This window comes from Dysosmobacter sp. Marseille-Q4140, from assembly GCA_018228705.1.
Classification (GTDB): domain Bacteria; phylum Bacillota; class Clostridia; order Oscillospirales; family Oscillospiraceae; genus Oscillibacter.
Genome location: CP073694.1, coordinates 1269228 through 1283518, shown reverse-complemented (window position 1 = coordinate 1283518; position 14291 = coordinate 1269228). Strand labels below are relative to the sequence as shown.

The 14291-nt window shown below is 54.7% G+C and carries 11 protein-coding genes; 8 read left to right on the top strand and 3 right to left on the bottom strand.

What is annotated here, in order from left to right; genetic code table 11:
* The first annotated feature begins 7 nt into the window (after window positions 1–7).
* The 3 genes from KFE19_06490 to KFE19_06480 are packed head-to-tail and all read left to right on the top strand — an operon-like array spanning window position 8 to window position 4593.
* Window positions 8–988 (top strand): helix-turn-helix transcriptional regulator, encoded by a 981-nt coding sequence (locus KFE19_06490; GenBank protein QUO39148.1) that lies wholly within the window; start codon window positions 8–10, stop codon window positions 986–988.
* A 60-nt stretch (window positions 989–1048) separates the two neighbouring features.
* Entirely contained in the window at window positions 1049–2845 is a 1797-nt protein-coding gene (locus KFE19_06485) for an ABC transporter ATP-binding protein (protein QUO39147.1), read from the top strand.
* A gap of 2 nt (window positions 2846–2847) precedes the next feature.
* On the top strand, window positions 2848–4593 hold the full coding sequence (locus KFE19_06480; protein QUO39146.1) for an ABC transporter ATP-binding protein: 1746 nt from the start codon (window positions 2848–2850) through the stop codon (window positions 4591–4593).
* A 75-nt stretch (window positions 4594–4668) separates the two neighbouring features.
* Here the strand turns inward: KFE19_06480 and KFE19_06475 are convergent, their stop codons facing one another.
* A complete protein-coding gene (locus KFE19_06475) occupies window positions 4669–5634 on the bottom strand; it encodes a helix-turn-helix transcriptional regulator (GenBank protein QUO39145.1) in 966 nt (321 codons plus the stop codon).
* A gap of 189 nt (window positions 5635–5823) precedes the next feature.
* Here KFE19_06475 and KFE19_06470 point away from each other — a divergent pair, with 189 nt between their 5' ends.
* From KFE19_06470 to KFE19_06460, 3 genes are read left to right on the top strand one after another with little or no spacing between them, the layout of a single operon-like run.
* Window positions 5824–6435, top strand: coding sequence for an MptD family putative ECF transporter S component (locus KFE19_06470; protein QUO39144.1), 612 nt, complete (start codon window positions 5824–5826; stop codon window positions 6433–6435).
* Entirely contained in the window at window positions 6432–7157 is a 726-nt protein-coding gene (locus KFE19_06465) for an energy-coupling factor transporter transmembrane protein EcfT (protein QUO39143.1), read from the top strand. The genes KFE19_06470 and KFE19_06465 overlap by 4 nt, the downstream gene beginning before the upstream one ends.
* Entirely contained in the window at window positions 7154–8674 is a 1521-nt protein-coding gene (locus tag KFE19_06460) for an energy-coupling factor ABC transporter ATP-binding protein (protein ID QUO39142.1), read from the top strand. The genes KFE19_06465 and KFE19_06460 overlap by 4 nt, the downstream gene beginning before the upstream one ends.
* Window positions 8675–8727: 53 nt before the next feature.
* Here KFE19_06460 and KFE19_06455 read toward each other — a convergent pair whose 3' ends face one another.
* Window positions 8728–9480 (bottom strand): alpha/beta fold hydrolase, encoded by a 753-nt coding sequence (locus KFE19_06455; GenBank protein ID QUO39141.1) that lies wholly within the window; start codon window positions 9478–9480, stop codon window positions 8728–8730.
* The gene (locus tag KFE19_06450; protein ID QUO39140.1) at window positions 9477–10484 is read right to left on the bottom strand and encodes a helix-turn-helix transcriptional regulator; all 1008 of its coding nucleotides are present in this window, start codon (window positions 10482–10484) and stop codon (window positions 9477–9479) included. The genes KFE19_06455 and KFE19_06450 overlap by 4 nt, the downstream gene beginning before the upstream one ends.
* Before the next feature lie 169 nt (window positions 10485–10653).
* On the opposite strand from KFE19_06450, the gene KFE19_06445 reads away from it, so the two are divergent.
* Together KFE19_06445 and KFE19_06440 are read left to right on the top strand one after the other, a co-directional pair.
* Window positions 10654–12417: an ABC transporter ATP-binding protein gene (locus KFE19_06445; GenBank protein ID QUO39139.1), complete on the top strand. Its 1764-nt coding sequence runs from the start codon at window positions 10654–10656 to the stop codon at window positions 12415–12417.
* Window positions 12410–14119, top strand: coding sequence for an ABC transporter ATP-binding protein (locus KFE19_06440; protein ID QUO39138.1), 1710 nt, complete (start codon window positions 12410–12412; stop codon window positions 14117–14119). The genes KFE19_06445 and KFE19_06440 overlap by 8 nt, the downstream gene beginning before the upstream one ends.
* Window positions 14120–14291 lie beyond the last annotated feature (172 nt).

Genomic DNA, 14291 nt, shown 5'->3' with positions numbered 1-14291 from the left:
AGCCGCAGTGGCATTTTTACAGGACAGCCAACCGGATCTGCGCCTCCTGGCCAAGAGCGGTGGGTGCAGCGTTTATCAGCTGCGAAATGAGAGCGGCGAGGGAACCATGACCGTCTACGAGGCGTTCCACGGCGCTACCATCCTGTATAACGATTTCCACATGGCCTATTGCGACTCCTCTTTTGAAACCCGACAGGATCTCCTCTGCATCGACTATTGCCGGGAGGGCCGGATGGAATACGCTGTGGGCAACGATGCGTTCTCCTATGTGGAGGCAGGTGACCTGAAAGTGGATCGCCGCCTGAAGCACAAAGGATACTTTTCTCTCCCGTTGTCCCACTATCATGGCATCTCCATGTGCTTTGACCTGTCCATGATACCCATGGAGCTGGCTCGTCTGGCGGGAGACTATCCTTTGGATCTGGCCGCCATCCAGCAGAAATTCTGCCCGGATGCCCGGCCGCGGGTCATTCACGGAGCACCCTCGGTGGATCACATTTTTCAGGAGTTGTGTACCGTACCGGAGCGGATCAAAATGCCCTACTTTCGGGTAAAGATTCTGGAGTTGTTGCTGTATCTCGACGCCCTGGAATTGGGAAGTGGAACGGAAAAGCCATATTTTTACCGTTCTCAGGTGGAGACAGTCAAGGCTATCCGCTCCTACCTGGCAGAGCATCTGGATCAGCATATCACATTGGAGGCTCTGTCCAGACAGTACCAGATCCCTTTAACCACTCTGAAGGCCTGCTTCAAAAGTGTATATGGCAGTCCGGTGAACACCTATATGCGGGCACTGCGGATGGATCGGGCGGCTCTGCTGCTTCGGAAAGAACCGGAGACCAGCGTTACAGAGATCGCCGGAGCGGTGGGCTATGACAGCTCCAGCAAATTTGCCGCGGCTTTTCGGGCGGTGAAGGGACAAACTCCGCTGGAATACCGGCGAGGCGGTGGGAATCCCGTTCTCTCTTTTCCTGACGAAACGGAGTGACGCTGGCTGTGCGGAGCGGCAAGCACGGGTAAGAACCGATACAATAGGGCATGGTGAGAGATGTCTCACCATGCCCTATTTTTTGAAAGGAGTGGTTTTGTGAAACAACGCAGCTGGCTGGCCATCCTGCTCTCCTTTGCCGGTCCCTGCCGGGGAAAGCTGGTCTTGTCTGTTATATGCGCAATTATCAGCGTGGTGGGGGGCTTTGTGCCGTATCTGGGGGTCTATGAGATCCTTCGCCTGTTTATCCATCAGTCGGCCTCCGGAACGGAGCTTCTCCGATGGGCTGGAGTGTGTCTGGCGGGATATACGGTCAAGGTGGCTTTTTACGCCTTTTCGACTATGCTGGCCCATGTGTCTGCCTACACCATTTTGGAGGGACTGCGCCGTCAAGTGGCCCATAAGCTGATGCACGCCCCCTTGGGGAGTGTGCTGTCGAAGCCCGTCGGTTCCCTCAAAAGCACCATCGTGGATCGGATCGAGGACATTGAGCCGCCGCTGGCCCACATGATACCGGAATTGAGTTCCAATGTGCTGCTGCCTATCGTGGTGGTGATCGCCCTCTTTGCCATGGATTGGCGGATGGGCCTTGCCTCCCTTGCTACGATCCCGGCCGCGCTGATCCCCATGGCGGCGAGCCTGCGGACCTACAACGAAAAGTATGCCGCCTATATGGCAGCCAATGCTCAGGTCAACAGTATCATCGTGGAGTATGTAGAGGGCATCGAGGTGGTAAAGGCTTTCAACCAGAGCGGTGCCTCCTATGAGAAATTCGTCCGGGCAGTGACCAGTTTTCGTGACTTCACGCTGGATTGGTTCCGCTGCACCTGGAAGTCCATGAACCTGTGCCTGTCTATCCTGCCTACCACGCTGCTGGCCACCCTGCCAGTTGGGATCGCCCTGTATCAGACCGGCGTCCTGGACCCGGCCCGGCTGGCTCTGTGCTTGATGCTGGTGCTGGGTATCGTGTCCCCGCTGGTGCAGGCTGCAGCCTTTCTCAATTCCATGAAGAGCATGGAATTTGCCGTCCGGGACACCCGGCAGCTGCTGGATCTGGAGGAGCTGCCCGAGGCGTCCGAGCCCGCCCGCCTCTCCGGCAGCGGTATCACTTTGCGGGATGTGTCCTTCTCGTATAGCGGGAAAGAAGAGGACACTGTGCTGCGTCACATTGATCTGGAACTTCCCGCTGGCACCTTCACCGCTCTGGTGGGTCCCTCCGGTGGCGGCAAATCTACGGCAGCCCGGCTTATCGCTCGGTTCTGGGATGTGACGGATGGCTGCATTGCCATAGGCGGTGTGGATATTCGGAATCTCACACTGAAGCAGCTGGCGGATCAGGTCAGTTTCGTGACACAGGACAATTTCCTCTTTGACTGCTCTCTGAAAGAAAACATTCGATTGGGGAAGCCGGACGCCACGGAGGAGGAAGTTTGGGCGGCTGCCCGGGCTGCTCAGTGTGAGGAGTTTTTAGGGCGGCTGGAGCATGGATGGGATACCCCAGCGGGTGAAGCGGGCAAGCAGCTCTCCGGTGGGGAGCGGCAGAGGATCGCCATCGCCCGCGCGATTCTGAAGGACGCCCCCATTGTCATTCTGGACGAGGCCACCGCCTTTACCGATCCAGAGAATGAGGACAAGATCCAGCGTTCCCTGATGGCGCTCTCCCGGGGGAAAACGCTGCTGGTTATTGCCCACCGGCTGAGCACGATTCAGAACGCCGACCAGATCGTGGTGCTGGAGAAGGGCCGTATTGTGGACAAAGGCACACAGCCGGAGCTGCTCAGCCGATGCCCGCTATATCAAAAGCTATGGCAGGCCCATGTGGGTGCCCAGAACTGGGCGGTTGGAAAGGAGGCTTGACGATGTTTCGGAGTATGAATCGGATTCTGCGTTGGACAAAGGGGTACCACAGACGGCTGTATCTCGGAAGCCTCTGTTCGTTTCTTGCCACCTGGGCCGCCGCCGGGCCGGTGATGCTGGCGGCCTGGGCCCTTGGGCTGGTCATCGAGAGTGCCCAGGAGGGGACGGCGCTGGACGCCAGGCTCCCCTGGCTGTGCCTGGGCGGGATCATCCTGCTGATCGTTTTGCGCTTCGTGTGTGCTTACTGGAAAAACCGGCTCCAGGAGAGTATCGGAACAGAGCGGGCGGCGCAGCAGAGACTGGAACTTGGTGACCTGCTCAAACGGGTTTCCTTGGGGTATTTCTCCAAGAATAACCTGGGCGACATTCTGGCTGCTCTGACTACGGAACTGAGTACCCTGGAGCTGCAGAGCATGAAGATGGTGGATGCAGTCATCAACGGCTATCTGCAGGTACTGGTCATCGTTTTGTGCATGGCGTTCTTCTGCCCGGAGGCGGCGCTGGTGGCAGTGGTGGGCGTGCTGCTGTCCGCCTTTGCCCTCCGCGGCATCGGGCGGCAGAGTGCCCGCACCGCTCCGGTGGGACATCGGGCCCAGGAGGCATTGTCCGGGGCGGCCATTGAGTACATCCACGGCCTGCCCGTGGTCAAATCCTTTGGCCAGGAGGGGGTGTCCTCCCAGCGGTTTTTTGAGGCGTGCCGGGCCAATAAGGACATCCGTATCAAAAACGAGTTTGGCTTTGTGCCTTGGAACTGCCTGCACCTGTTTTCTCTGAAGGCCGCAGCTGTTGGCCTGGTGCTCACCGCCGGCTGGCAGACTATGAACGGAACCTTGGAGCTGCCGGTGCTCCTGATGGCTGCCATGTTTTCCTTCACGATCTTCGGCAGTGTGGAGTCCATCAACGACGCCGCCCACATCCTTTCTGTCACGGACTCGGAGCTGGACCGTCTGGAAGAACTGGAGGGAACGGAACTGCCGGATCAGGATGGGAAAGACATCTCTTTGGAGCATTACGACATCTGCTTCGACCATGTCTCCTTCGGTTACGGAACACGGGAGGTGATCCACGATGTTTCCTTCCAGCTGCCGCAAAACAGCGCCACCGCCATTGTAGGGCCGTCCGGCAGCGGGAAGAGCACCCTCTGCGCGCTGCTGGCCCGGTTTTATGACGTGGATCAGGGACGCATCACCGTGGGCGGCCATGACATCCGGAAGATGACCTGCGACAGCCTTTTGCGCAACATTGCTATGGTATTTCAGAATGTGTATCTGTTCCACGACACCATCCGCAATAACATCCGTTTTGGCCGTCCGGATGCCGCTGAGGAGGAAGTGATCGCCGCGGCCAAAGCGGCCCGCTGCCATGACTTTATCATGGCACTGCCCCAAGGGTACGACACCATGGTGGGAGAAGGCGGCTCCAACCTCTCCGGCGGAGAAAAGCAGCGGATTTCCATTGCCCGATGTCTGCTGAAGGATGCCCCCATTGTCATTCTGGACGAGGCCACCGCCAGCGTGGACCCGGAGAATGAGCATGAGATCCAGGAGGCGCTCTCTGCTTTGGTGCGGGGGAAGACCATCATCACCATCGCCCACCGTCTGGCTACGATCCAGAATGCTGACCGGATTTTAGTGGTGGAGGATGGCCGCATTGCTCAGCAGGGCACCCATCAGGAGCTGATGAGCCAGGAGGGAACTTACCGGAACTTTATCGAGATCCGACAGCGGGCCGAGGGCTGGCGGATATAAAAACAGTATGTGGGGAGGCAGATTTGCCTCTCCACATACTATTTTGGGATGATTCTTTGAATTTTTGCATTGGTATCATTTCCGATTTGCCATTTTCCTGTACTCCAGCGGGAGCAGGCCGGTGCTTCTTCGAAACAGTTCCGCAAACCGGCTGGATGTAGAATATCCTATCGTTTGAGCAATCTGACCAATTTGCAGATCGGTATGAGCCAGCAGATATTCTGCCTGACTCATGCGGCGCTGCTGTATATACTCTGTGATCGTGCAGCCATAGACCTTCTTGAAGCTGCTTTTGAGCTTTGTCGTACCCATGCAGGCAATTTGTGCCAGGCGTTCTATGGGCACTTCACCAGCGTAATGATCACTCAGATAGGCCGCGACGGTTTGAATCCGTTCCAAATCCTGAGGAACCAGTTTATGATCAGAAACTGAACGCTTTTTTTGATATTCAACCACCAGAGAGAGCGCCTCGGCTACCTTGCTCTCATAATAGAGTTTAGCTGCAATTCCGGTTCCACGGTAGCTCTGTAGTTCTGATAGAAGCCGGTACATTTCCGGGAAATCTGTTGTTTGGTCGATTTCCCGAAAAGCCTCGACAGGATTCCGATATACTTCTGGATATTGTTTTTTCAGATAATCCTCATAATATGCAGGGGTGATCTCGATGCCTATGGATCGAACCGGTATATTTTTGTGGACGATTACTTGATATGGCTTGTATCCGCCCACATAGGTCTTGATACATCCGGCTGACAACCGGCGATACGGCGACAACTCTTCACCGGAGATGGAATCGTAACGGGTAATACTGAGACATTCCGGGAGATCAAATTCCAGCATAAAATCCTTATTGAAAGAGAAGTTGTGTATCTTGATGTCGAACAGATCCCTTTGTCCGTAGGTCCAATAGGAACCTTCGCCAACTTCCGGAGATAGCTTCCAGCAAAGCCCCAGAGGACCATACTGATCATTATCTGGTTCCGGTACAAAACCGTGCTTTTTCAGTAATGGGGCATAGTATTGCTCGATGATACCGGTCATTACAATAGATACGCCTCCCTTGTTTTGCAATGATTAGACGAATTTTTGAAATGATAGGACGAACCTCGCTCCAAACGATTGAAAGTAGGTTGTGCATGGTGTAATTATATATAATGGTTAGCCATATCTAACCAAAGGATAGCATACCTATCCCATAAAGTCAACGCATTACAAAATAGGAGGATCAACATGAGCAATCAAATCAATCCCGCAAAAAAGAGTCTCACTATCAAGGATCTTGTGACAACCGGCATTTTCAGCGCAATTTTCTTGGTGTTTACCATGATCGGCGGTATTTTCTTTGCACCAAACCCAGTTTTGACATTCTATATGCCGATAGGCGCAGCCCTGCTGTGTGGTCCCGTGTATCTTCTGATGATCGCTAAGGTGCAGAAGCGGTGGAGTGTCACCATTCTTGGCATCGTTATGGGAATCATCTGGTTTGTTACCGGAATGCACTGGGCCTTTTCTTTAGGCTATATCGGGATGGGAATCATTGCGGATCTGGTGGCTGGTGCGGGACATTACCGCAACAAGGTAGTCAATCTGCTGTCCTATATGCTGATGTCGCTGGGCAGCGTTTATACCTATGTGGTGTTTTTTATTGATCCGCAAGGCTGGGCCAGCACGATGCTGGAAAACGGCACGGAACAGTCCTATATTGACACAATGAGCGCGTCTGCTCCTTCCTGGCTATTGGCTGTCATCATTATCGGAACGCTGGCGATTGCTGCGTTCAGTGGTTGGATCGGTGGAAAGTTGCTGAAAAAGCAGTTTGAAAAGGCTGGGATCACCGCATGATTGGCGGAGCGTTATCCAGGCGTGGACTGTGGCTGGACCCCAGAACGAAGATATTATTGCTCCTGTTGTGTATCCTTTCTGCCATGATGGCTCCATCCTTATTCTATGAACTGGGTCTTGTGGTGCTGATCGGGCTGCTCGGCATTTGCTTTGGAAAGTGGAAGTATGCCTGGAAAGGAGTGCTGTTCTACGCGCTGATCGTTCTGCTCACCTTCTGGATTTTGGATACCATGACCGGAACTTGGCGCACCATGTTTATCGCTTTTTTAGGGTTGTTCCATAAGGTCTACCCCTGCGGGATGCTGTCCGGCATTGTCGTCTCCACTACAAAGGTTAGCGAATTCCTCTCGGCGATGAATCGCATCCATGCACCCCAAAAGCTGGTAATCCCCTTGGCCGTCATGCTGCGTTATATCCCTACCATTCAGGAGGATTGGCGGTTTATCAAGGATGCGATGCGGATGCGGGACGTCTCACCTTCGCTTAAGGGGCTCCTGACACATCCCGGAATAACGGTGGAGTGTATCTATGTTCCGTTGATGATGGCGGCATCCAAAGCGGCGGATGAACTGTCCATCGCTTCCATCACCCGCGGCATTGAAAACCCAAAGCCTCGAACTTGTCTGGTGCAGATCCATATTGGTTTGATGGACATTGCGGCAGTCTTTTGCTTTGCAGGCGCGTTGGTTGTCGGGCTTTATGGAAAGGGGCTGCTGGGATGATTGAGTTAAAGCGTGTGTCATTTACTTATCAAGGACAAAAAGGAGACGGGCTGCAAGACATCAACCTGACCATAGAGGACGGAGAATGTGTGCTGTTCTGTGGCCGGAGCGGCTGCGGGAAGACCACCATCACGAGGCTTGTAAACGGTTTGATCCCGCAATTCTACGCAGGAGAACTGGCGGGCAGCGTACTGGTGGATGGTCAGGAAGTCAGTGATCTTCCCATGCATCAGCTTGCCGCAAAGGTTGGATCGGTGTTTCAGAACCCAAGGACACAGTTTTTCAATGTGGATATAGACAGCGAGATCGCTTTTGGTATTGAAAATCAAGCACTTCCAGTTTGCCAGCTGAGAGAACGCGTGGATCGTACATCGGCAGAACTGCACATTGAAAACCTCCGTAATCGCAACATCTTCGAGTTATCCGGTGGAGAAAAGCAAAAGATAGCATTTGCCTCGGTCTATGCGATGAATCCTCAAATATATCTTTTGGATGAACCGTCCTCCAATTTGGATATGCGTTCCATTCAAGAATTGGGAGAACATCTCAGGCTGATCAAATCGCAGGGAAAAACCATATTGATTGCAGAACATAGGTTGTACTATTTGATGGATCTGGTGGACCGGATTGTGTATTTGGAACATGGGAAAATCACACAGGTCTTTACGCCGGAAGCATTTCGGCAGCTGTCGGAGGATACCCGGGAACAAATGGGCCTTCGAGCGATTGATTTGCATCGTGTTCTCCCACCACGGAATCATTCCCTTGCGCCTGTCTCAGATCCTATCTTGGAACTTAACAATGTAGCCCTTCACTATAAGAAGAGGACCATTTTGCACGACATCAACCTTACAGCAGCAAAGGGAGAGGTAATTGGCGTCGTTGGCCACAATGGGGCCGGAAAAACGACCTTTTCCCGTGCTTTGTGCGGGCTTCACAAGGCCTGTGATGGTCAATTCTTTTGGAACGGTCTGTCCATGGATCACAAAGATCGCCTGCGGCATTCCTATATGGTCATGCAGGATGTGAACTACGAGCTTTTTGCGGATAGTGTGGAGTCAGAATGTACATTCGGTATCCGCAATCCGAAACAGACGCTCGTTGACGCAACACTGGAAGAGTTGGCCCTGGCCCCATTCAGAGACCGCCACCCCAATACCCTGTCCGGAGGTCAAAAGCAGCGGGTGGCGGTAGCGGTCAGCATGATTTGTGGGAAAGACCTGCTGGTGTTTGACGAGCCGACCAGCGGGCTGGATTTTGATAGCATGACACAGGTTGCGGGTCTGATCCGGCGGCTGTCTGATATGGGAAAAGTCATCTTTATTGTCACTCATGATTTTGAATTTGTCAGTCGTACCTGTTCCCGCATCCTCCACTTTGATGAAGGAGAAATGCCCGACGATGTGCCTGTTACCATGGACGCTCTCCCTACATTGAGAGAATTGTTCTCCATTTCAGAAAGCAGGCCGGGACGGATAGAACACCGGAAAAGCCGATTCTGTTCTGCCGATTGCTGACGATTGAAAAAGCCGCATGGTGGAATGTTCCCCATGCGGCCTCTTGGGTTCTATTAGTGAAGTTCCCTGGCGAGGTATTCCTCCAATACCTTGGAATACTGCTCTCCCAGAACGGCGGGATATTGGCAGTGAACATAGCCTTCCCGGATTGTAAAGGAAGCAGACGGATAGTGCTTTGAGACAACCCTGCGCGCGGTCTTGGCGCTGATGTCCTCACTGCCATACTCAAAAAACAGGTGAGCTTCCAACTCCTTTGGATAGTTGGGAAAGGTGCAGTCCGAACAGGCGGCAGCGATGGCTTGCAAAGTTTCCGGACGAATTTGTTCAAAGGTGTGCCCCATGATAAGGCCGAGCGTCTCCCCATAGATTTTCGTCATCCGCTGTGCAGACAAACCGGGATGTTGCTGTGCTTTCCGATGTTTTGACAGAAACATACGGGTCGCTATCATCCGTAGAAAAGCAGCATTGGAATGGAGGGGGCACCCCTCTAAGACTGCGGTATGAACTTTGAATGTGGGCATGGCAATCAACTGCATCGCCACCACGGCACCGATGGATGCACCAAACACTAACTTCAGATCAATCCATCCCTGCGTTGTCAGCCAGCCGGCCAGCGTTGCTGCCTCTTGTTGGGCACTTTGAAAGATCCCAGTATCTGTTCCATGGCCTGTCAGATCCGGCGCGATCACACAATGACTGTTCCGCAGTTCGCCCAGCAGAGGCAGCATACTTTTCCCGTCCAGAAGCATGGGGTGCAGAACAACGATTTTGGGATTAGATGGATCTCCAAAATACTGTATTTTCATAAAGAATCTTTCCTTTCCATATCGTTTACCTCCGTGAAGGAATTCCAGCATGCTCTGCGGTATTCCGCAGGGGAGCGTCCGGTGTTTCGCCGGAAGATCTCCGCGAAACGGCTGGGATTCTGATACCCAACAATGGCCGCCACCTGACTCACCGGCAGGTCAGTTTCCCGCAGTAGCCGCCCAGCCTGCTCCGTGCGCTGCCCCTGAATGTACTGGGTAATCGTGCAGCCATACCGGACATGGAAGGCATCCTTCAGCTTGGAAATGCTCATGCAGCCAATACGGCTGAGCCGTTCCAGCGGCAGTTCACCCGCACAGTGGGCCGTGATGAAGGCTGCCACATCAGCCAGCCGTACCATATCCTCCGCACTGACAGAACGGCGGTTCTTGCGCTTCAGGTGCCGCTCTGCCACCAGCGCCACCGCCTCCGCCACCTTCCCATCATAAAACAAACGGGCGGGAAGCCCCTCCCACCGGTAGTCGCGCACCTGTTTCAAGAGCTGCACCATTTCTGGGAAGTGTTCTGTCTGATCCAGCGTTTGAAAAGACTCCAGCAGGCTTTGATACTCCTGGGGAAACTGGCGGCGCAGATAATCCCGGTAGTAAGCCGGGGTGATCTCCACGCCAATGGAAACGATGGGGATCTGCCTGTGGATGAGCGCCCGGTATGGTTCCCGACCTCCGATAAAACTTTTGACACAGCCTGGAACAAGACGGCGGCAGGGGGAGAACTCCTCCCCGGAAATGGATTCATACCAGGTGACACTGAGACTCTCCGGCCAATGGAACTCCAGCAGCTGATCCTCATGGAAAAAGAAATCATGGATCTTGATGGTATAGAGATCCTGCTGCCCGTAGGTCCAGAAAAAACCGCCGCCCTGCTGGGAGGTGTGCCGCCAGCACAGCCCCATGGAGCCGTAACGCCGGTTCTCCGGATCTGGAAGAAACCCGTGTTCCTCCATCGCCCGGCCATATTGCTGCTCCAAGTCTTTGTTTGCCGCCATAACCTGTCACCACCTCGATCAGCCACATCTCCACCCCAATCAGCCGGAACCGCGCCCAAAGCCTTGCGATACTGCTGTTTTGCCGGTAGGATGGATGTTGGTTAGTATCCGCTAACTAAAATATCACTTCCCGGCGCTCTCGTCAAGCCGGGGGAAGGAGGAACAGACGATGAAAGAAAAACGGCCATCACCGGTGATGCGGCTGCTGCAGTGGGCCGGGCCGGAGCGGAAATGGCTGATCCTGTCCGTTTTGTGTGCCTTTGGCAGCGGTATTCTGGTCATCACATCGTATATCGGCATTTACCGGCTGATGGATGCGGTGCTCTCCGGCACCTGTACCAAAGCAGTTATCGCCGATTGCGCTTTGCTGGTCACGGCGGGCACCGTGGGAAGGCTGGTGTTGCTGGGTACTTCAGGTGTGCTGTCTCACAAGGGAGCCTATGGGGCACTGTTTCGAGTACGGTGTATGGTAACGGAGCATCTTGCCAAAGTGTCTCTTGGAGCCTTGGACGAGCGGAGCACCGGCGCGGTCAAGACCGTTCTCAATGAGGACATCGAGAAGTTGGAACTGTTTCTGGCCCACAACCTGCCGGAATTTGTGGCCTATCTCACAGGACCGGTTGTGATTTTCCTGTATCTGCTCTCCGTCAATGCACCTCTGGCCCTGGTTTCCCTGATCCCGCTGCCCCTGGCCGGCATTGTGATGGCGGTCATCTTCCAAAGAATGAAGGGGGTCTTGTCCGATGTCAACCGCTCCCTGGTAGGCTTTAATTCCGTGACGATTGAGTACATCTCTGGTATGCGGCTGATCAAAGCGTATAACATGGGCAGCCGCTCCTTCCAGAAGTTTTCCCATGCCATTGAGGAGGAGAACCGGATCTGGAACCTGGTCACACACAAGACGGCTCCGCCCTATGCCGCCTTTTTGTTGCTGGTGGAGTGCGGGATGGTGCTGATGGTTCCAGTAGGCGGCCTGCTTTTCCTCCGGGGAAGCGTCACCGGCAGCGTATTTCTGCTCTTTGCCTATGTGGGCGGGATGTATCTCACCGAGATCCTGCCCCTGCAAAAACTGGCCACTACCTTTGCCCAGGCGCTTTCCGGCGTGAAAAAGGTGGAGGAGATTCTGGAACTGCCCACCTTTTCCAGTGGCGCGGCCTTTCCGGAGACCTGCGGCATTACCCTGGATCATGTCTCCTTTTCCTACGATGGAAAGACCGATGTGCTCAGGGATTGCTCCCTCACTGTGGCGCCGGGGGAAAAGGTTGCGCTGGTGGGGGTGTCCGGTGCAGGCAAAAGCACCGTGATCCAGCTGATGGCCCGCTCTTACGATGTGACCCAGGGAACGGTCCGCATCGGCGGCAGAGATGTGCGGGAGCTGGACTACGAGGACCTGTTGGACCATATCTCTCTGGTGTTCCAGAAGACCTTTCTGACCCGGGGAAGCGTGCTGGAAAATATCCGCATGAACTCGGGAGCAACACTGGAGCAGGTGCGCGAGGCTGCCAGGCTGGCGCAAATCGATGATTTCATCCAATCGCTGCCCCAGGGTTATGAAACCAAGGTGGGCACTTTCGGCTCCCGTTTCTCCGGTGGGGAGCGGCAGCGCATTGCCATCGCCCGGGCCATTTTGAAAAACGCCCCCATTCTGATCCTGGATGAAGCCACCTCAGCGGCTGATCCGGAAAACCAGGTGGAGATCGACCGGGCCATTGAAAACCTGTGCCGGGGCAAGACAGTCGTGATCGTGGCCCACCGGCTGGGCGCCATCAAGCTGTGCGACAAGGTGGCAGTGGTGGAGAACAACACCATTACCTGCTGTGGTACCCATGAAGAGGTGCTGGAGAAAAATGAATACTACCGCAGGGCTTGGGCGGATTACCGGGCTGCTCGTGCCATTGCCTATTCCGTAGAAGGGGGTGTGCAGCATGCGTGAGGCAAATGTGTTCCGTAAAAATCGGGCCTTCTATTCCGGTGTGATCCTCACGGTAGTGGAAGGGCTGCTGTCCGGGTGCAGCTACTTGTCCATTTATATGGTTCTGTCCGGGCTGTCTGAGGGCAGCCTGAGCGCGCAGCGGCTTGGGCTGCTGACTGCATTTCTTGCGGTCATCTTCCTGATTCGACTGGTCATCTACGCCGCCGGTTACACGCAGGTTCAGCTGGGCGGAGCTGCTGTTTCCAAAGGACTGCGGCTTCGGCTGGGTGACAAACTCAAACAGATCCCTCTTTCCCGCTTCACCCAGGGACAGGTGGGAGAGTATGTGAATACCATGACCAGCGATGTGGGCAGCTACGAGAAGATCCTGACCCACTCCAGCGGCAACATCACCAAAAACGCTGTGCTGGCCGCCATGCTGGTAGGCTTTGTATGCAAGGTGTATCTGCCGGCGGGGCTGATTCTTTTCTTGGTGGTAGCGGGGCTGATCCCCAATCTGTGGCTGTCCTTCCGTGTTGTTGCCAAATACGGCGTGGCCAAGCATGAGGTCAGTGCCGAGACGGTCAGCAGCATCGTGGAGTACATCGACGGCATCCAGACCTTCCGTGCCTATCATATGGGTGGCGTCCAGAATCAGGCCACGACCGAGGCGATGCGGAGGTTCAGCCGGGTGTGTTATCTGTACGAGGCAAAGGGCATCCCTATTGGCTTCGGGTATAACATTCTCAGCTGGTGCAGTGTGCCGGCCATCATGGCGCTGGCAGCCGGTCCCTGGGCAGCCGGTACGCTGAGCAATGTGGATTATCTCATGGTCTCCATGCTGCCCATTCTGCTGACCAAGCTTACCACTGCCATTTCCATCGATCTCTTTGAATGGAAGCACCTGATGGTCTCCAAGAACAATATCCTCCAGGTGATGGCGGAACCGGAGGAGAGAGGTTCCGTGGCGCCCTTCCATCCTGCTGAACAGAACATCACCTTCCGCTCGGTCTCCTTCTCCTATGTGCCGGGAGAGCCGGTGCTGAAGGAGCTGTCCTTTACGGCGCCGGCAGGAAAGCTCACTGCCATTGTAGGAGACTCCGGTTCCGGCAAATCCACCATTCTCAATCTGATCGCCAAATACTACGAACCGCAGAGCGGCGAGATCTCCATCGGAGGGCAGTCCATTGAGACCGTGGCGGCAGAACGGGTGCTGGAGCAGATCTCCATGGTGGATCAGCAGGTGTTCCTCTTTGACGATACCGTTCGGGAGAATATCCGCCATGCCCGCCCCTCGGCCACAGACCGTGAGGTGGAGGCCGCCTGCCGTGCGGCTGGATGTGACGGCTTCATACAGAAGCTGGAGCATGGCTATGACACCCCTATTGGGGAAAACGGAGCCTTTCTCTCCGGCGGGGAGCGTCAGCGTCTGTCCATCGCCCGGGCTATTTTGAAAAACAGCCCCATCCTGCTGCTGGATGAGGCCACTGCCTCACTGGACATTGAAAACGAGCTGGCGGTCAAGCGGGCGATCCTGGGGCTTTTGTCAGAGCGGAAGACAGTAGTCATGATTGCACATACCCTGTCTATCGTCCGAAATGCGGATCAGATCCTGGTGGTAGCAGACGGGAACATTGCGGAGTCCGGCACTCATGAGGAGCTGCTGGCCAAAGGCGGAAAATATGCCTCTATGTGGGCCGCTGAGCAAAGACTGTCCAATTAAACGGAGATGCTTTCCCGGCACTGACAACGATCCCTTCTCCTCCTATCCCAATAAAGAAGTCAAATGGACTGCAAACTGCTGCCCAGTTGATTCCCTTTCCAGAATGTTCATGGCTGCAGACAGAGAAGCGGCCGCCGACAGAATATCCTGTCAACGGCCGCTTTTTGTCATA

Bases quoted from the DNA above. Each gene is read 5' to 3' on its own strand.
- KFE19_06440 (QUO39138.1), top strand. From the start codon at position 12,410: ATGCGTGAGGCAAATGTGTTCCGTAAAAATCGGGCCTTCTATTCCGGT.
- KFE19_06450 (QUO39140.1), bottom strand. From the start codon at position 10,484: ATGGCGGCAAACAAAGACTTGGAGCAGCAATATGGCCGGGCGATGGAG.
- KFE19_06470 (QUO39144.1), top strand. From the start codon at position 5,824: ATGAGCAATCAAATCAATCCCGCAAAAAAGAGTCTCACTATCAAGGAT.
- KFE19_06445 (QUO39139.1), top strand. From the start codon at position 10,654: ATGAAAGAAAAACGGCCATCACCGGTGATGCGGCTGCTGCAGTGGGCC.
- KFE19_06485 (QUO39147.1), top strand. From the start codon at position 1,049: ATGTCTCACCATGCCCTATTTTTTGAAAGGAGTGGTTTTGTGAAACAA.
- KFE19_06480 (QUO39146.1), top strand. From the start codon at position 2,848: ATGTTTCGGAGTATGAATCGGATTCTGCGTTGGACAAAGGGGTACCAC.
- KFE19_06460 (QUO39142.1), top strand. From the start codon at position 7,154: ATGATTGAGTTAAAGCGTGTGTCATTTACTTATCAAGGACAAAAAGGA.
- KFE19_06465 (QUO39143.1), top strand. From the start codon at position 6,432: ATGATTGGCGGAGCGTTATCCAGGCGTGGACTGTGGCTGGACCCCAGA.
- KFE19_06455 (QUO39141.1), bottom strand. From the start codon at position 9,480: ATGAAAATACAGTATTTTGGAGATCCATCTAATCCCAAAATCGTTGTT.
- KFE19_06475 (QUO39145.1), bottom strand. From the start codon at position 5,634: ATGACCGGTATCATCGAGCAATACTATGCCCCATTACTGAAAAAGCAC.